Source organism: Rheinheimera gaetbuli (assembly GCF_054781935.1).
In genome coordinates, this window is the sequence record NZ_BAAGTL010000002.1 from 156926 (window position 1) to 174823 (window position 17898).

Annotated in this window: 13 protein-coding genes; all 13 read right to left on the minus strand. The window is 54.0% G+C overall.

Going from position 1 to position 17898, the window contains the following annotated elements:
• Positions 1-41: 41 nt before the first annotated feature.
• The 13 genes from ACYVIC_RS03945 to ACYVIC_RS04005 are packed head-to-tail and all read right to left on the minus strand — an operon-like array spanning position 42 to position 17894.
• Positions 42-2051: a hypothetical protein gene (locus tag ACYVIC_RS03945; protein ID WP_460857461.1), complete on the minus strand. Its 2010-nt coding sequence runs from the start codon at positions 2049-2051 to the stop codon at positions 42-44.
• Entirely contained in the window at positions 2048-3418 is a 1371-nt protein-coding gene (locus ACYVIC_RS03950; protein WP_460857464.1) for an ATP-binding protein, read from the minus strand. Before ACYVIC_RS03950 ends, ACYVIC_RS03945 begins: the two co-directional genes overlap by 4 nt.
• Entirely contained in the window at positions 3399-6614 is a 3216-nt protein-coding gene (locus tag ACYVIC_RS03955; protein WP_460857465.1) for a contractile injection system tape measure protein, read from the minus strand. The genes ACYVIC_RS03950 and ACYVIC_RS03955 overlap by 20 nt, the downstream gene beginning before the upstream one ends.
• On the minus strand, positions 6598-9000 hold the full coding sequence (locus tag ACYVIC_RS03960; protein WP_460857467.1) for a hypothetical protein: 2403 nt from the start codon (positions 8998-9000) through the stop codon (positions 6598-6600). Before ACYVIC_RS03960 ends, ACYVIC_RS03955 begins: the two co-directional genes overlap by 17 nt.
• Positions 8993-9802 carry a hypothetical protein gene (locus tag ACYVIC_RS03965; protein ID WP_460857469.1) on the minus strand — a complete coding sequence of 270 codons (810 nt, stop codon included), beginning with the start codon at positions 9800-9802 and terminating at the stop codon, positions 8993-8995. Before ACYVIC_RS03965 ends, ACYVIC_RS03960 begins: the two co-directional genes overlap by 8 nt.
• Complete coding sequence (locus ACYVIC_RS03970; protein ID WP_460857471.1) at positions 9795-13574, minus strand: hypothetical protein; 3780 nt, start codon at positions 13572-13574, stop codon at positions 9795-9797. Before ACYVIC_RS03970 ends, ACYVIC_RS03965 begins: the two co-directional genes overlap by 8 nt.
• Positions 13571-13996 carry a GPW/gp25 family protein gene (locus ACYVIC_RS03975; RefSeq protein WP_460857473.1) on the minus strand — a complete coding sequence of 142 codons (426 nt, stop codon included), beginning with the start codon at positions 13994-13996 and terminating at the stop codon, positions 13571-13573. Before ACYVIC_RS03975 ends, ACYVIC_RS03970 begins: the two co-directional genes overlap by 4 nt.
• Entirely contained in the window at positions 13997-14296 is a 300-nt protein-coding gene (locus ACYVIC_RS03980; protein WP_460857475.1) for a PAAR domain-containing protein, read from the minus strand.
• A 22-nt stretch (positions 14297-14318) separates the two neighbouring features.
• Positions 14319-16106, minus strand: coding sequence for a type VI secretion system tip protein VgrG (vgrG, locus tag ACYVIC_RS03985; RefSeq protein ID WP_460857477.1), 1788 nt, complete (start codon positions 16104-16106; stop codon positions 14319-14321).
• Positions 16107-16108: 2 nt separating this feature from the next.
• Entirely contained in the window at positions 16109-16786 is a 678-nt protein-coding gene (locus ACYVIC_RS03990; RefSeq protein WP_460857478.1) for a CIS tube protein, read from the minus strand.
• Entirely contained in the window at positions 16786-16959 is a 174-nt protein-coding gene (locus tag ACYVIC_RS03995) for a DUF5908 family protein (RefSeq protein WP_460857480.1), read from the minus strand. The genes ACYVIC_RS03990 and ACYVIC_RS03995 overlap by 1 nt, the downstream gene beginning before the upstream one ends.
• Before the next feature lie 4 nt (positions 16960-16963).
• Positions 16964-17422 (minus strand): phage tail protein, encoded by a 459-nt coding sequence (locus ACYVIC_RS04000; RefSeq protein WP_460857482.1) that lies wholly within the window; start codon positions 17420-17422, stop codon positions 16964-16966.
• Between the two features lie 13 nt (positions 17423-17435).
• A complete protein-coding gene (locus ACYVIC_RS04005) occupies positions 17436-17894 on the minus strand; it encodes a phage tail protein (protein ID WP_068229268.1) in 459 nt (152 codons plus the stop codon).
• Positions 17895-17898 lie beyond the last annotated feature (4 nt).

The following is a 17898-nucleotide window of genomic DNA, read 5'->3' on the forward strand; positions in this document are numbered from 1 at the left end:
CTGCGGCGAAATTATATAAAGTGTAGACGCTGTTGTGGCGCCTACGGATAGTGCTCGCGCCTTTGCTGCAAGCGGCGGTAGAGTATAAAACCCAGTACCACTGCGGCTAGCACCGCCACTAAAATCAGCGACTGAAACTGATGCCAGTATGGGTCGCAGGACAAAATCAGTAATAAACCAATGGCAAAAACCAGCGGTACGCCATACAGCAGAGCGGGATGCTCCAACCAGCGCTGTAGCGGGTAATAAAATAGTGTTGCCAGCAGGTACAGAAGCAGCACCGACAATAGCAACATCGCCAGTACTAAACGCCAAAACCAGCGCTTGGGGCATACCTGGTCGCACAGCTGCTGTAACACTTGCTGATAGCCATAATTTGCCGGCACGCTAAACGCCTGATGCACCACGTCGTACTGCGTTTGGCTTAGCGGTAAGGTCCAAAACGCCGCACCGCTAAAATTCCAGTTGGCATAGGTTAGGTCATTACGAAAATCAGCCTCAGATAGCTGGCCAGTTTGTGCTAACTGCTTCATCTCAAACAGTGGCAGAATTTTTTCCAGCAGTAAGGTGGCGTCATCGGCGTTGGCCATGGTATCGATGGCGGTTTTTAAAAACTTCATCTCGCGGCGAAATTGATAGGGATCCTTCGCAGCGTTTGAGGTGGGGTTAAGCGCCGTCTCAACACTATGATCAAACCTTACCAATAGCAGGTTTACCAGAGGCGCCAGCTCGGCCAGTTTTTCCGGCGCGTACAGGGTGTGGGCCATATTAGCCGGCATTGCGGCTTTACTGTGCAATGTCATTAATTGCGGTAAGGCCGCGTTTAATACCGCGCTGGCCGGTACTTTTATATTAATAAAATAACTATCGGCATTAGTCGCCTGCACCGGTAACTTTAGATCAGCGCGTAATTCACGCAAAAAGGTGGCAAAGTTTAGCTGCTCCGCCGCGCTAAGCGCCGTTAAATCCAGATTAAAGGTAATACCATCGGCCCGGGTACGACGGGAGCTTAAGCCAAAGCTGAGCCAGGGTTGCAGATTATTCAGCGCAAAACCGGCCATAGGAGTCGTCACTTCAGCCACCAGTTGCTGACGCAAACGCTGTAAGTCAGCCGCCTGATAGCTGATTCGATCGAATGCTGTTACCACTATATCCAGGTAAGTATTGTGCGCCTGCGCCGTGTTAATAAACGCATTAAATTGGCGGTTATTACGCCAGTTGGGCGGACTATTCAGCTGATTATGCTCACCCAGTGTAAATGAATATAAGCCTATGCGATTAAAAGCGTTAAAAGCAATCTCGCTGCTGCCCTGTTGCCAATAAGGCACAAAACCATAACTGAAGTTAGTAAAGCGCTCCCGTTTTACGATTTCTGCGGCGCAGCCGCAATCTGGCGTGGGCTTTAAGCTTAACGGGGTTGGCGCTTGTTCTGGCCAGCGCCCGGCTTTAAAGGCATTGCTATACACCAGTTGCCGCAAGCGGCTTTGTTCAGCGCTGTGCAGCGGCGCAGTTGCACTGGTATCAAGCGTTGCAACTCCAATAGTGTCCAGCGCCACTGCCATCAGTGCTTCGGTACGAAAGAGCTGGTCTTGTAATAACGTCAGCAGCTTAAGTTCAGCGTCAGGTATACTGGCCACTTCCGGGCGTTGTTGCCACTGTAGTACCCCCTCAGAGCTGAGGGTATAAGCCTTTGTCGCTGTTGAGACGTTCCCTGCGCTGGCGTCATCAGTATCGTCAGGCAGGATAACTGTTGCGATTAACTGCGCCAGATAATCATCGGTTTGGCGCGTAATCGGCCGCAATAGCGGTTGCAGTGCATTGATCAGTTGGTAACGTTCACTAAACAGCTGGCCCTCCAGCGCCGCTACCGCATCAATAATAGCCTGACGCTGTGCCAGCTGCTCTAAGTCCTGAGCGGTAAGTTGGTAGTAGCCGATCACAGTAACCGCGTTAGCATCAGCAACGGTATTGCTGTCCGCCTGCAGCGGCAGCAACATAGCCGCCAACACCATACTCAGTAAAATAATGCCCTGACGTAGCCTTGGCGTCATACCATCATTCCTTCTTTGCGGCGCTCGCGGTTGATACCCTGCAATAAATCGGCCTGCGTTAGCGCCTTGTCATTGCGCAACAAGGCCGCGATAGCAGCATAACGCACCACATTGGTGATGGCCCCGCCGGATAGATCAAATTCATGTGCCAGGTAGGTTAAATCGACATCTGCGGCCAGCTCAACTGCCGTGCCAAGAATATGCCGCCACAGCCGCAGCCGCTCAGACACATCCGGCAACGGAAAATACAGCATCGCCTGAAAGCGGCGGGCAAAGGCTTCATCAATATTGGCTTTAAGGTTAGTGGCCAACAGCACCACGCCGGGGAAATCTTCAATGCGCTGTAGCAAGTAAGACACTTCCTGATTGGCGTATCTGTCGTTACTGCTGCTGGTTTGGGTGCGTTTACCAAATAGTGCATCGGCCTCGTCAAAGAATAAAATCCACTGCCGGGCCTGCGCCTGATCAAACACCGCCGCCAGATTTTTTTCCGTCTCGCCGATGTATTTCGACACCACGGCCGACAAGTCGATGCGATAGACATCAGCACCGGTTTGCTGACCTATTAAGGTGGCGGTCAGGGTTTTACCGGTACCTGGCGGGCCATAAAAAAGCGCGCGGTAACCAGGTTTAATGCTGCGGCCCAGCTGCCATTGCTGCATAACCGTATGCTGATGTTGGATCCAACCGGTGATATGGGCAATATCGGCTATCACCGCAGCGGGCAGCACCAAATCTTGCCAACTCAGCGCCGTAGTTAATAACTTAGCCGGAAAGTGACTGTTGTAATCCGGCTTTTGCCGGGTGCCGGTTAAAAACAACTGCAAATACTCTGCACTAAGGCTTATTCTGGCACTTAAAAACGGTTCATCGCCGCTGTCATGCTGCAGCTGGATAATATTTAACCGCCGCAGCCGTTGCTCGGGTTGTAATAATTGCATCAGCTGTAAGCGGCTGGTCAGGTCATTGCCAGCCAGTAAAAAGGCGGCGGTTTCAGCGCTGGGTAAAAAACCACTGTGCTGCTTAGTGCTACAGCCGCCAAATTCAGTAAAACTGCGGCCAAGATTGTCATTACGGACAAAAAAACTGTCCAGCAATTGTGGCTGCAGATGCGGTGCCAGGGCTAACAGCACAATAAGCCGCTCTGTTGCACTAAGCTGCTGCCTGAGCACAAAATCCGCATAGCAGCCCTGTGCCGCCGACAGCAGCGGTGGCGTAGCTTGCTGCAGTAAGTTAACGCTCTGCTGCTGAAAATAACTGTGCAACCTAAGCTCAATGCAACGTGCCAGCCAGTTAAGCTCCTGCTGCAAACACAAAGCATTATCATCAACCGCGACCGGGCTTAACTTAACCGCGCCAGTGGACATAAAGCTCCCCCTGCATCCATGGATGACAGATTAATGAAAATGACCAGGGCAAGCCATCCAGTAACATATCGTAAGGGCCGCTATCGAGCTGCAGCTGCCAGCCACTGCCGTTACCCACGCTACTCAAGCCACCACCGCGCTGCAAAAAACACTGCCGCAACGTATCAATCGAGCTGTTGGCCAGTTTCGGCCACTGCGCCAGAATGCCGGCCAGTAAGCTATCCGCCAGCTCGAGCTGCGCAGTGCTCAATGTTATATCGACACCGGCCGGGTAAGGCGGTTGCAGCCCACAGAGCAACATACCCAGCCGCCACTGCTGCCAGTAATCAGCGCTAATTAACTCCGTGCTTTCACCTGTCGCCATATAGTGCAGCAGCGCACAGGCTTGCCAGGCATGCTGCACACGACTAAAACGCTGCGCCTCAAGCCAGCCCAGCCGTTGCCATAACATCGGCAAATAAGGCGCTGCCAGCACCAGGCCAGCATTGCTGACCCATTGTATCGATGCCGCCGCCTGCATATCATCCTCTGTGCTATCGCTGTGCTGCTGTGCCCAGGATGGCGCAGTGCGCTTTGCCTGACCGGGCAAGTTAGCCTGATGCGATACCGTGTTTTGCCCCACCGCTTCGCCAGCCATCTGTTGTTGCGCGCCGCTAAGCCGGTCCGCTGCGGCATTAGCGGTGGCTGTGTCGGCGGACAATGGCGCGCTTTGCCATTCGGGGGAATTGCTCACCAGACCAGACACCATAGCCGGTGCTAAAACCTGTGCTGTGCCCGGTTTTGTCGCCTGTTCAATGCCATGTTTTATGCCGTGCTTAGCGCCTTGCTTAGTGCCAGGCTCACGCTGATGTTGCAGCTGTGCCGGGGCAAGGTATTGCAGCAAACGCTGCAGCTGCATGAGCAGCAGCTTACGTGCCGCCCCCGCTACCCCCTGTTGCAACGTACGCTGCAACTGGCGGTAAAATACCGCTGTGCAGGCCGGTGCCAGAGCCCCAGCCACAGTCGTTAACAAGGCTGTCGTTAACACACGGCTGTCTGACAAGGTGCCGCTCCATGCCTCTGTCGTTCTGGTTTGCCCTGCACTCGCAGCCTCTGCTGCACCGACCGCGCTCTGACCAGACGCCATGCCTGGCGCCGTTTGCCAGGCGGAAGTCTCCGCCACGCCAACATGGCAACTAAGGCTGGCGTTGTTTTGTGCAGCGATATCGGCCGCCCCCAGAGCAACAGCCTTGGATGTTAATGCTGCGGCCTTTACCGTTGCTGGCAGGCACTGCATCACAAGCTGCTGACACAATTGCTGCGCCTGTTGGCGTGCAGATACTGGCAGCGCCTGCACTAACAGCGAAACCAGTTGCTGCCAAAGCGCCAGTGTCGGGGTATCTGCCCGCTGGCGTGATTGACAGGCCCGCTTTAGCCATGGCGTGGCCTTTGGTGCTGCCGGCGCCGCGTCTGCTGCGGCCAACTTAACCCCGTTAAGGGCCAACGCTTTAGACCCAGCCTGCTTTTTACTGCCTGCGCTTACACCTGCAGGCTTAATTAATGCGGTTGTTACTGCAGCGCGCAGCGTTACAGCCTCAGCCGCCAACAGCGGCCGCACAGCCGTCGCCCAAGGTGCCGTTACCGCCAATTGCCATTGCAGCTGCTGCCACAGCTTTGCCACCTGGCTTTGCGCGCTTGTGCTATTAACCGTAGTGCTAAGCACGACGTTGTCCGCGTAGTACTGCAATTGCGCCGCCAGCTGCTGCAACGTCTGCCGGCCTGCCACCGCGCCCTGCTGCGCCTGTAACCAGAGCTGCAGTTGCAGCAATAACAGCTTTAGCGTCAACGGCTGACGCTGCAGCGCACATTGCAACAACGGTAGCCATCGGGCTTGCTGTTGTAGCGGCAACGGCAAGTTTATCGCCGCCAGCGCCCAGTGCAATAAACGGATATAGGGTGTAATAGCCGCAACACTGGCTGGCTGCAATTGCTGAAATAACCGCTGTAACAACTCGGGCTCTGCATACTGCACCAGCGAGGGCAACAGACCAGCCAGCTGTAACTGCTGGCGTAATTGATCCAGCCACAAGCTGCTGTTTTGTTGTAAGAGTTGCGCCAGTAAGGTATTAAACTGCCGCTGCTGTGCGAGCGTAAGTCTGTTTTGCCGCAACAAAAACTGCCACTGCTGCCAACGTCCAAACGACTTACGCGGATCTCCCTGCGATGCCTGCCTCGACACAGCCTGGCGTTTGATGGCGGGCAAAGCGGCATTGGCAACTAGCCGCCGCTGGCTAAAATACGCCACAGCACTTGTCGGCGCAGCCGTTACCCGGTCAGACTGCTGTCTTGGCAATAGCGGTTGCAACAGCTCTGTTAACTGCAACAATAATGGACTGTGAGCAGCAAAATAACGTTGGCTTTGCACTAACGTCAGCAGCATATGCTGTACCAAAGCCTGTAGTGACACATTGTCATGCGCGGCCATGCGCTGTAGCAAATAATGCAGATAACTTTGCCGGTTAAAACGGCTGCCGCGTTCAACCAGCAAAAAGCTCAGGCTTAACTGCCATAAATGGCGTTGACGCTGACGCAATGCCGGTGCCGGTAACTGCACCTGTTGCCTCGCTGCACCGGATAGCCGGCTTGGCGTAATAGCAAACAGCTGAGGCTGCGCCATCAGCTGCAATACAAAACGCTGTTCGGTCGGGGCCAGCAATTGCACCAGTTCGGCCAGCATATCGCTGCTTAAACCAAATGCCAGCACGCTGCAAATATCGCCACTGGCAGCCAGCTGTCTTAACAGCAACACCAGCTCATTCGCAAACCGGCGGTACAGTGGCCAGTGCAGCGTTAAGGCGGCGGTGTCGGCGCTTTTTAACGCGGCGATTAAATCGTTGCGCTGGGCCGCTGTTAGCTGCTGTTGTTGCCCGGTAGCTACCGACGTAGCCTGTGGCAACAACAGCCATAACTGGCTGCGCAGCGCCTGACGAAAACTATGCTGCAGAAGGTAGCGATCTGCCGGCAGACACAACGGCGGTAATTGCAGGCATATCTCGTCCAGCTGCACCTTTGCGGCAATATCAAACTCGTCCAGCACCTGTTGCGCCACTGGCAACAATTCTTGCTGCCACAGCTGTTCAGCCGAGGCATTAAACCACTGTGCCCTGTCCAGGGTTTGGCAGTTAAAATCCAACTCAATGTCAGTCAGCCGGTGCATTGACGCCCTCCGCTGCCGCCTCTTTGATCAACGCATACAGATACTGCGTCAACGCCACCGTTTCTGTGACAGCCGCCCCAGGTGCTGCTTTAATCGCGCTACGCCAATATTTAAACAAACGCTCAAAACGGTGCATGCGCTCAAAACTGATAAACAGCACCTGACAGCTGATATGCGCCGGACAGTTTAGTTGCAGGCTTTCGCATACCAGCTGCTGAAAGCCTTTGTCGGCAAAGCGCGCTGTCCAGTTCGGGCACAACACCGTTATACGGCCATCGTAGAATTCGGCCGGCACTCTGGCTTGGGCTTTGGCACTGAGCAACAATATGTGCTCTATCAAATGCAGCCCCTCACAGATATAACTGATATGACACAAAAACCGGCTTAACGCATTGGCCAGAATAAGCGCACTGCGATAATGACGGTAACTGCCACATAACCACCATTCGTCGCGCTGGCTGTTGGGTACCTTTAATAGCAGCTGATAGCGCTGTTGCGTCAACGTGATGCGGTAATTAGCCAGCGCTACGCCACTTTGTAGCAACTGCTGCGGCAAGGTATCGCCCTGAAAACATACCGCAGCAGCCAGACGCCGGCGTAACCTGGGGCTATCGGCGGCAAACGGTAGCCGGATGGCCGGTACAGCCTGAAGCAAAGCTTCGGCACGGGTTTCATCCAGATACAGGCTTTGCAATTGCCGCTTACTGCTAAGCCTGAGCTTATACTGCAATACTGCGGTAGTAAGCGATTGAGCCGTCTGGCCCAAATCCAGCACCAATGCCTGCTTTTGCACAAAGCCGCCCACCGCGTCGCGCCACAGCGGCGCATAATGATCCGGCGCCGCCACCCGGTCACGCGTCATGGTGACAATCTGCTTTAGGTAACGCACTTTTTGCGCCAAACGCCGCGCTGCGCCGCTGTGCGCGCTGTGATAATAGTCAAAGTGCTGCAAACTGTGCTGATACAGGCTTTCGCCATACAGCGCCAGCAAATAGTCCAGTAAGCGGTGTTTGCGCGACAGCACATCGTCAAACTGTTGATACAACTGGCGTAACTGCTGTGGCATATCAGAGGGGTACAACTGGCTGATGCCATCGATATGTTGCTCGGTTAAGGTTTGCCAAAAATAGCTTTGGTCGCTATGCGCCGGGCAAAACAGTGTCGGCAACTGCTGTAACTGGGCAAGAAAATTAGCCAACAGCTGTTCAAACAGTAACAAATAGCCTTTTAGTTGCCACTGCGGCGGTTGTAATGTCTGGCTGCTTTGGGTCAGGCCATAAGTCACTGGCAAAAGACGCTGTAATGAGTGGTATTGTGCCACGGCGCGGTAACGGCCTTGCGGCATAGCGCACAGCCCGGCTAAATCAGCCTGCCAGCGACTGTGCTGACGAAACCGTTTTTGCTGGTAGCGCTGTAACACTGCGGCGACATCGACACTGATAACCTTATCGCCGACTTTCAGCTGTACGCTTAGCGATGCCGTACTATCGGGCAATTGCAGTGCGTATAACGCCAGGCCCTGCTGTAATGGCAAACTGTCATAATAGTGCCCGCTGTTGCAGCGCAGCGAAAACGCCGTCAGTTGCACCACACCGTCAATGGCTTGCAGCGGCTGAAAAAAATCATGCAACTGTACGCTGGCACTCGACTCACTGTGCACTAAGATGCCACCCGGTGTTAACGGGCCGTCAAACAACTGCGCGTAGCTTTGCCCCTGTGCCAGTAAATCGGCATAACTTTGGCGTTCACTGCTTTGTTGCAACAGTTGCTGACAACGAAAATAAAACTCGGCTAACACTTCAACGGCGTCGGCTGAGGCGCGGATCTCAAGTTCTGCCACGGGCTGACACTGAAGCGGTGTCAGCAAACTAATGTCGCCCAGTTGCTCACCCAGATTGCGCTGAGCGCTATAGCAACGGCGAATATCGGCGTCCAGTTGTCCTACATCGGCATCACTGTCGGCCGCCACCGCCAGTGCCCGGTACAAGCCAGTAACACCGTCGGGTAGCAGGTTAATATCTGCCAGTTGCGGTAACTGATCCAACAGGTAACGGCGGTAATCTGCGGCGGTAACCGGCCGGCTGCTTAAAATATGCTGCGGCGCCACCAGGCCGAGCGCATCATAATCAATTTCGCCATCTGCGTTACTTAGCAGCTCATTGATGGCAAAGTCGCAGCGATACTGCAACTCGGTCAGGCTAAAACACAAATGCTCAAGCAAGGTAATGCCGGGGTCATGCAGGTTGTAGTCGGTCCAGCGCTTACCGGCCAGACGAATGATATCGGCCAGGCCCTGCTGTTTTAGCTGGTTAAAGCTATCTGGCTGCTGCGTTTGTCGCCGCTTGATGCTGGGACCCGCTTGCAGCGGTGCGTCAGGCTCAGCCATTATTGCCTCCGCCAGATGCACCGGATTGATCTATCGCCTGCCAGCATTGGCTCATCAGCTCATCAAACCAAAGCTGCGTTAAAAAATAACTGATGCGGATGTCCGGCCCCAAATCACTGCGCGAGCGCAGCTGCAGGCAATATTTGTTCTCTGGCAGCGTTTGCCAGCGCAGCTCCAGTTTACTGCTGCGTGCCAGATAATAGGCTTGCTGCACCCGGATGCGCTTTTTGTGATTAAGAAAATTAAACCACCAGCCCACTGGATTAAAGGTATTGAGCGCCGTTGCCTTAAGCAGAGCGTACTTACCCGTGCCCTTATTGCCGGTACCAGCCATCACGTCAAAAGCATGACAGCCATGCAAGGGCCCGCTGATATCATGCCATTGGCCATCAGCAGCCACCTGCGCTTTGCCGGTGGGCTGATAGCCACGCTGGCCCTGCATACTTACCACACCCGCCACATCCAGCGTGCTGGCCGGCGTTGTGGTTGCAATACCGACCCGCTGCTGCGGCGTCACGCTAAGCACCGGTTCACCGCTTAATGGTTTAAACTGCAGCGCATTAGTTTTTTCATCAAACCGCAGCTGCCACAACGGTTGCTCGGTTAAGTTGTCGCGAAAAAAACTCAGTAATTCAGTGTGTTTACCCAGCACGGTAATTTCAAAACCATTGCTGGCTGATTTGTCAAAACCATCTTCCAGCGTATTGAGCGACGAGTCGATAAGATCGGCAAACTCACGCGCCGTAGGCATGGCGCCATCGCGAAAGAAATTTTTCAGCGTATTGCGGTTTCGTTTAGCCATCGCCTGCATCCTGCGAAATAATAAAAGTCTGGCCAATTTCCAGCTCGCTGACACCCGTTGGCTGTGCCTTTATTGGCTGGCTTTGGTTAATCAATTGCAGTGCATGCTGCCTGGCAGGCTCCAGCAAGTGCCAGGGCCGCATCGGTCGCAATACCGGCTGCTGAGCGGCACTGAAACAAGCACTGTCCAACATGCGGTATTGCCGGCTACCGAACTCACTGATATGCAGCACGGAGAAATCGGTAACGTAATCAATGTAGGGCCGTTGCTGAATAAACGACTGCAGCAGCTGTGGCCTGAGCTCCCAGCCAAAACGGGCACTATGCCTATCGTTAGTCCAGGGACAGAGATAGTCCGACAGCTCCTGTTGCAACAACTGCAAGCCATCACCACTTTGGCGCAGGCTATTGAGCTTCACTGCGCAGCGCACCTGCAGCTGTTCAAAGCCGGGGTTGGCCACTTCAACCGCGGCAAAGGGCGATGCCAGCTGCGATACATAGTGCTTAATTTGCCGCAGCAACTCGCCACTGACTAACGCCTGGCCGCAGCGCTGATGTTGACACTGCGGTACTTTTGCCAGCACCACTAACAACAAACGGCCCGCCGTCAACTGCGCCCGGTGCAAGTTAGCATTGGCAAAACATTTTACTTTGGCCAGCTGAGGAAAAGCCTGCAACACCAGACGTTCATAATCATAGGGCGTGCAGGCCCGTTGTTTATGGCTTAAGCGCTCGGCAATGCGCTGTACCCGCGCACTGTCGCTTTCTTGTTGCCCGGCATTTTGCAACGGCAGCAGGTAGTCCAGCTGGGCTAAGCCGGGCAATTTGCGCTGACACTGCCATTGCAGCGGCACAGCACCCGCGAGTTGCTGTGCGCTCAGTTGCCGCTGCGGGTCTAGTGCCTCTACCGGCACCGCATTGGTTAAAATGCGACGCACCCGACCATAACGACGGCTCTGGGCCGGGCAACATAACCGAAGCCAGCCCAGACCTGAGGGCATCAGCTGGTGCTGCTGCTGTAACGCGTGCGGCAGCTGTAACAGCACCACGCCACTGCAGGTAAGGCCAAAACTGCTATCTGACAACAGCGCCTGGCGCGGTAAGTCCTGCCACTGATCATTGTGCAGATATTGCCACTGCAGCGCATTATCCGGCACGGTGTCACTACTACCCTGTGCAGGTTCAATATCAAACAGTAAGCTAAGCTGGCCGCTTATGTCGTCACCGCTTAGCCCCAGACACACATAAGCCTGATGCGCAAAATACGGTAGCAAACGCACCGCACTGCGCTCAGCCGATGGATAGCTTTGGCGCTGGCCAAAAGGGTAAAGCTGTATCAGTCGGTCCTGGCTGCCTGGTGTCGGGTCTTGCCGGGTATAAATATCAGCGCGGGCGCGATAATTCAGGCTAAACCGTTGCAATTGTGGCGCATAGGGCGCTAATGGCAACGGTTGGGGTTTCTTATGCCGGGCGTTATACAACAAGGTACTGCTTAATGCTGTGGCATAACGGCTGTGGCCAAATGCCATTGCCGGCTGGCACAGCATCAGGCGAAAAAAGCCCTCAGTAGCACTATTTTGATACGGCGCCCCCGCCTGGTCACGCCGTAAACGAAACGCCCGCACATCGTTATATACCAGCTGCTGGCGCTGAGCTAAACGCTCGCTGCCGGCCTGGTTGGCAAACAGAGCGCACTCGCTGCGATGCTGAGCTTGCTCAGTTAATGTCTGCCACTGGCCGTTATCGAGCAAATCCAGTTGTGCGGTAAAACTTTGGTTGCTGATAGCTGGTTGAGAAGGGTTGCCCGGCTCGTTGTAGCCGGCATAGTGGCCAGCAAAACCGTTGCAATGATCCGGCAATTGGGCCCAGTGCAACTCCAGCTCCAGCGCCAGCAGCTGCTTGTGCTGCCAGTCAGCATGATTAAATAACAGATAACTACCACGCCCCGGCACCGGGCCAAACGGCCAGAAGGACTTACTGCCATCGAGCGGCCCCTGTTGATTAGCTAAATTAAGCTGACCGGCGCCGCGGACACTGACATCCAACCGGCAGCGCACTAAATCAAACTGGCTACACAAGGTATAGCCACACAACTTAGCGCCGGGATTAAGCAGCAACTGCATACTGGCCAGCCCTTGTGCATTGGCAATTAGCGGCGCAACGCTTCTGCTCAGCTGACAGCTGAGTAACAACCCGGGCTCTGTGCCTCCCAGCGGCTGCAAACTGTATTCGCTTACCTCGATGTAGCCTTCTGCCGTCGACAGCCGCAGCAGAAATAAATTGCTGCAGTAGCGGTAAAACACCGTCATTCTGTCGTCCTGCAATAACTGCTCGATACAGCTATAACTTTGCGCATCGCCGTGCGCCAGACACAGCGTTTTCGCTTTCTGCTGCAGCCGGGCTTTGTCCGCATCACTGAGCCAGTGTTCCGGGCCAAACAGGTAGTAGCTAAATAACAGGCCAAACAAAGCATAAAACCGGCTTAACTGCTGGCACTGCAGTAATAACGGCAGCAGTTGGTTAAAATCAGCGCGTAGTTCTTCAGCCACCGCCAGTGTCAGTTGCACGTTGATACTGCGCTCACCTTCACTCAGGGCCAGGACTGCAGATTCAATGGCAAAGCCAGGTAAACGAGCCACGTTGTCATCAGCGATAAACAGCGGTCGGGGGCTATCGGGCGCGGCGTTATGCGCACTGCTGTACATGCGGCTGACAAAGCCCAGTTCATATTCGGGCGAGATGCGCCGGCTGCTGAGTAAACTGACACTGCACAATTGCTGCACCTGCACCTTATTCAGCCACTGCGGTTGCAAATTTTGAAACAACAACGCTTTGCCGTCGCTGTCTTTGCCGGCGCTAAACAAGGTATTGGCAGCAAGCGACATCGGCTTAGCCTGTGCCTGCAGCGGTAAACTCAGCCACAAACGCTGCCGCACCGCCTGCTGCAGCGGCATTTTTAAACAATCATCGTAATAAAATGCCAGATGCCGCGCCGTTAGCTGATTTAGCTGCTGCTGTCTGGTCTGATACAGCTTTAAAAACGCCAGCAGCAATGCCAGCGCCGGCTCTGTCTGCCCGGATTGCCATAACGGCGCCAGCCGGGCCTCAGATTCCTGCTGTAAATAACGCCCCAACTGCAGTGCAGCCCCCCAGCAGTGCGCCAGGGTATCGCTGGGAGCCTGCAGCGGTTTAGCCTGCGCCGGTGCCAGGGTAAATAAACTGTTCGGCTGCGAGAGCGCCGCGTCCGGTAGCGGCGGCAATACCGCCGCCAGATGTAACTGCCAGCTGGTACTGAGTTTGTCGGCCAGCAACAGCGCAGCATCAGAACCCGCGTCGAGTAATTGCTGATACCAGTGGTTAAACTGCAGTAGCAAACGCTGTACAAATTGCAGTTGCCGCCGCTTAGGCTGCCCTGATAATGCTTGCCAATCACGTTGCAAACTGGCCAGATCCAGTGCGGCGATTTGTGCCAGCGTCACCAGTTCGCTCTGGTGAAACAATAGCTGCCAATTACGCGGCGAAGTATCGCCACTGTCGAGGTTTGCACTGCTGTGGGTTTTCTCCGCTGCGCTCTGATTAACCTCGTTGCTGGTGCTGACAAAACGGATTTGCTGCGCCAGCGCCGCAGTTAAGCTGATCAGCTGATTGATATTCAGCTCATCCATCTGAAAATATCCGGGCTGCAACGGCGCATAGCGCTCGGCACTTTGCACCGTGCCATCAGTATAAAACTGCGCTGGCCAGTTGGGCGTCGCGTCAGACTTATTGCTCACAACGACACCTCACTGCCTTCGAGCAGATAAAACGGATACACCATATTGTGCCGGCTGTTGCTGCTGCGGATCTGATAGCTCACCTGCAGTAACAACACCCCATCGTACAACTGCTGTAGGTCGGGTTTAACGTGCAGTAAACGGATCCGCGGTTCATAAAACAATACCGCATGCTCAATAGCGGCAATAATATTGGCCAGCACATGTTCATCCAGTGCACTAAACACATAAGGCTGTAAGGCACAGCCGTAGTCCGGCTGCATTACACGCTCACCCGGTCGGGTAGCAAACAATATCCGCAGGCTTTGCTCGATTTCCTGCTCATCGGTTACCATAGCGGCCTGGCGGTTGCTGTGGCTAAACGTTGGCGGAAAAGCCCAGCCAATACCGATAAAAGCGTTATCCGGCTGCTCACGACTCATTTAGCCTCCTATCATCACCGTTGCAGCGCCCATTACCACATTACCGCCATGGGCACAGTTATCACCCAGCCGCGCGGCGGGTTTGCCGCCTATCAGCACTGTGGCAGAGCCTTTAATGATGCTGTCGGGTGGCCCGACACAAATACAGTTGTCACCCAGCACTGCTGCTGGTAGCTTTTCAATCAGCACTGTTGGTATGCCAGGCCCAACTACAGGGCCGCCGACATGTGGGATCGGCGGCAAGCCCGGCGTTTGCATCGGGCACAGATGCATATCAGTTAAACGTGCAGCCGGTGGCATAGTGCCTCCTGTGGTATAAACCTTAGTTAATCATCACCATGGCGCCTTTCACCGTGGTCTGGCCGCTGGCGGACAACTCAGCGCTGGCATTGCCCTTAGCGGTAAAGCCCACTTGGGCTTGCTGGCTGATATTGAGTCCTTCGGCTTTTACATCAGCTTTGGCGGCAAGCTCTATATTACCCACTGCCTGCAGGCTGATTTTGCCTTTGGCGTTTAAGCTGATGTCTTTGGGACTATCAAGCAAAATGCCACTGTCTGACAGCTGTACTTTATTACCATGTTGATCTTCCAGCAGGATGGTTTTGCTGTCGTCATCCAGCACAGCTTTATTACCGGCCGGGGTGAAAATACTGATTTTTTTCTTCTCTTCGTCATATTCCAGCGTCAGCTTGCTGCGGCTGACAAAGGCCTTAAGATTGTTTTCTGCGGTGTGCTCATACGCCGGTTTTTGCTTGCTGCTGTAGACGCTGCCAAGGATCACCGGATAACAGGGGTCGTTGTTCAGATAGCCTAAAATCACTTCATCGCCCACTTCCGGCACACAGTACTGGCCAAAACCATTTGAGGCATAAAAGCTTAGCAAGCGAGCCCAAACGCCCTCGGTTTGCGCCTCCAATACCGGTACATTAACCTGAATGCGGTGCTCACCGCCCGGATCGGCATCCAGTTTCAGTACCACACCAATTTGTAGGCCATTAACCCCGGGTAACAGGCCACCGGCAGGCGGGGCGCTGATATCGCTATTTTCAGCAAACCACTGCGCCGACATGCCAAAACTGACCTGGCTGACCCAGTCGCCTTGTGTCACGCTGTGCCGCACCTGACTAACAAACACCTTGCCGTTAAAGCGCTCACCAACGCCGTCTACCTGTAACAACACCCCCGGCTTTAGCAGCGCCGAGCCCTGGCAGCGCAGCTCACCGCGAATACGCGCTAAGGCGGCTTTCAACTGCTGCGCTTTAGCCCAGCTGGTTAAACTGTCGCTGCTAAGCGGTACTGTGGTTTGCAGGCGGAATTCAGCAATATCTGCCACCTTGGCCAGCGTATCAGCCGCCAAATTACCTTGCGCCGTTAACGCAGTGCTGGGTGCTTCGTCGTTTTGTAGCTGTTGGCTGGCTGGGTCCCAACTGACACTTTTAACAGAGCTAAACTGCGTTCTGGCATCAACGCTGGCATTAAAACTAAGTAAATCATCACCATAAGTAACTTTAAGCACCGGCTCGCTGCTAATTTCTGGCGGCGCTACCTGCAATTTGCCATCATCCAGGCACAGCAGCATGCCGTTTACTTCGGCCCGCAGCAGCATAAAGTCCCAGTCACTGCTGTAGTACTGTACCAATTCAGCATGGCTTTCGCTGGTTGCCGTGGCGTCACAACTGACACCGTATTTGCTGGCCAGCTGTTGCCAGATATCACTGTCGGTCATGTCGACAAAGTTAGCGTTATTGCGCGCCAGTGTGGCGGCAAATAACGGGTCGCGACACTCCACCACCAGCTCAGCCTGATTACTGCCACGGATACTGATACTGTGTTTTACCACCACACCACTAAATACTTGTTGCTCGTCATCGTCGTAGCCAAGCTTCACCACTAATTTAGCACCGGGTGCCAGCTGGCTCTGGTTTGATAAAGGAAAGTCTTTGTTTGGCATATCGCCATCGCTAAAGGTTAATATCGCCTGAGGAATGCGGTTTAGCGCCTTAGTGATTTCAATACTGACCACACTGATACTGTCAGCCAGTGTTGCACCATCGCTGCTGATAGTCAGCCGTACCGGGCCTTCGGCGCCTTGCAACGGAGAATTAGCCATGGTTACCTCAACGGCGGAAAATACAGCACAGTGCCAGGCGTAAGCACACTGATACTGTCGAGCTGGTTAAACTCGGCCACAGCCAGATAGTAGCTGCTGTCGCTATACTGGCGGTAACACAACAGCGGCAGCGTATCACCGGCTTTAACCCGATACTGGTGGGTTAAATCCGGTGACTGCCGATCGGCTTTTAATGCCTCCTGTTTATTCGACATATAGCTGCCAAAATTCAGTTTTATTTTCGCCCTAAGCGGGTCACCGCCGGGTTTAAACAAGGTGTAGTCCAGCGTCATGCTGCTTAACCGGCCAACAAAACTAAAGCTCTGGCCCCATTGCAACTTAACGATACTGGGTTCGTGCTTTTCACCAACATAGTGATACACCACGTTTTTTAGCTGCTTGACCTGCTCACTCACCTCGGTTGCTGCAGCTTGCGGTACCACACCGGTGCCATCGAGCACCAGCTCAAAACTGAGTTTTTCCTGCTGATACTGGTTAAGCTTGCTTTCTACCGCCGATTTGCCAATCGGCAAATTAGTGCTGCTATCGCTGTTGTAACTTATGCCCAATTGATGATTCAGGTTGGCCGGGTTGATCATGGCCTGAAATTGGCCTTCACCACTGGGCTGACCGTTTTGATCACAGCAACTGATGCTAAGTAGTGTTTTGCTGCCACTCATCAGCGCGGCCTCTGCTCAAAGCGGGCTTGTTCTACCAGACGCTGACATTCCTGCAGGATGTCTTCTTTTAACTGGCGCAAGGCTTCGGCATGCAGCGCCTGCACCTGTTGTTGCTCAGGCTCAGGTTCCAGCAGGGTAGACTTAATAATCAGTCGGCTCACTTCTATCGGCATGGTCTTAGCTCTCCCGGCTCAGGTATTGATAACTGAATTCAAGCTTTTCAATGGCTACTTCATTCTTACTGGCATTAAAGGCCTCTACCTGCCAACTCACCGGCCAGGCATTAACAAAACCCCAGCTGCGTGCTGGTTGGCCTTTGCTGTCCAGCAGCGCCACGCTAATGGTCATGGGGGTAATGGTACTGTCCAGCCCATGTTCAAACACCTTAAGACACCACTTTATCAACGGTGAATTCACATCAGCGATCCCACGTTTTAGTACCAAATTGCTGTGTTTAACCGCTTTGGGCAACCGGTGCACAAAGCGGTTTTCGCCGCCCTCAACCACTTCTTCAGTATCCATTTGCACGCCGATGCCCGACACCTCCTGAAAGGCGGTGTCGGTGCTGTCACCGCTGGCGGCAAATTTCACCCGGAAGTAAAACGCCGGTAGCGGATATTCTGCCTGCTCAGTCATCGGGCGTTACCTGTCACGGGTTATCAATGGTGATGCCTTCGTGCACAATTTCGATGGTTTCAATTGCCACCTCATTGCCATCAGACTTCAGATCGGTGCCGGTGATCTTGGTGGGCCAGGCATTGGTTAATGTCCAAACCATAGTGGTACCGCCGGCTTCATCCAACAAACTGATGGTGATAGGCAGGCGTTTTATCGTGTTCATCTTGATCTGGCTAAACCAGGCCCAGAACTTGTTATCCGACTTATACACGCCTTTTTTCATCGTCACGTTGCCAGACTTTTTCAGCCCCGGCATCTTGGTGGCAGAAAACACCGGGTTGTCGCCGGCGCGGTATTCTATAATTTGCGCCTCGACATCCAGGCCAGACACCTCCTGAAACGACATTACTTCTGAATCCCATTTCACCTGGAAATAAAACTTCGGTAAGGGCCATACCGAAGTGGATTGGGTTGAACCGTCATCAGCCATTTTT

Excerpts from the sequence above, each read along its gene's own strand:
- ACYVIC_RS04005 (WP_068229268.1), bottom strand. The coding sequence starts at position 17,894 with ATGGCTGATGACGGTTCAACCCAATCCACTTCGGTATGGCCCTTACCG.
- ACYVIC_RS04000 (WP_460857482.1), bottom strand. The coding sequence starts at position 17,422 with ATGACTGAGCAGGCAGAATATCCGCTACCGGCGTTTTACTTCCGGGTG.
- ACYVIC_RS03945 (WP_460857461.1), bottom strand. The coding sequence starts at position 2,051 with ATGACGCCAAGGCTACGTCAGGGCATTATTTTACTGAGTATGGTGTTG.
- ACYVIC_RS03995 (WP_460857480.1), bottom strand. The coding sequence starts at position 16,959 with ATGCCGATAGAAGTGAGCCGACTGATTATTAAGTCTACCCTGCTGGAA.
- ACYVIC_RS03965 (WP_460857469.1), bottom strand. The coding sequence starts at position 9,802 with ATGGCTAAACGAAACCGCAATACGCTGAAAAATTTCTTTCGCGATGGC.
- ACYVIC_RS03960 (WP_460857467.1), bottom strand. The coding sequence starts at position 9,000 with ATGGCTGAGCCTGACGCACCGCTGCAAGCGGGTCCCAGCATCAAGCGG.
- vgrG (WP_460857477.1), bottom strand. The coding sequence starts at position 16,106 with ATGGCTAATTCTCCGTTGCAAGGCGCCGAAGGCCCGGTACGGCTGACT.
- ACYVIC_RS03975 (WP_460857473.1), bottom strand. The coding sequence starts at position 13,996 with ATGAGTCGTGAGCAGCCGGATAACGCTTTTATCGGTATTGGCTGGGCT.
- ACYVIC_RS03980 (WP_460857475.1), bottom strand. The coding sequence starts at position 14,296 with ATGCCACCGGCTGCACGTTTAACTGATATGCATCTGTGCCCGATGCAA.
- ACYVIC_RS03990 (WP_460857478.1), bottom strand. The coding sequence starts at position 16,786 with ATGAGTGGCAGCAAAACACTACTTAGCATCAGTTGCTGTGATCAAAAC.
- ACYVIC_RS03955 (WP_460857465.1), bottom strand. The coding sequence starts at position 6,614 with ATGCACCGGCTGACTGACATTGAGTTGGATTTTAACTGCCAAACCCTG.
- ACYVIC_RS03950 (WP_460857464.1), bottom strand. The coding sequence starts at position 3,418 with ATGTCCACTGGCGCGGTTAAGTTAAGCCCGGTCGCGGTTGATGATAAT.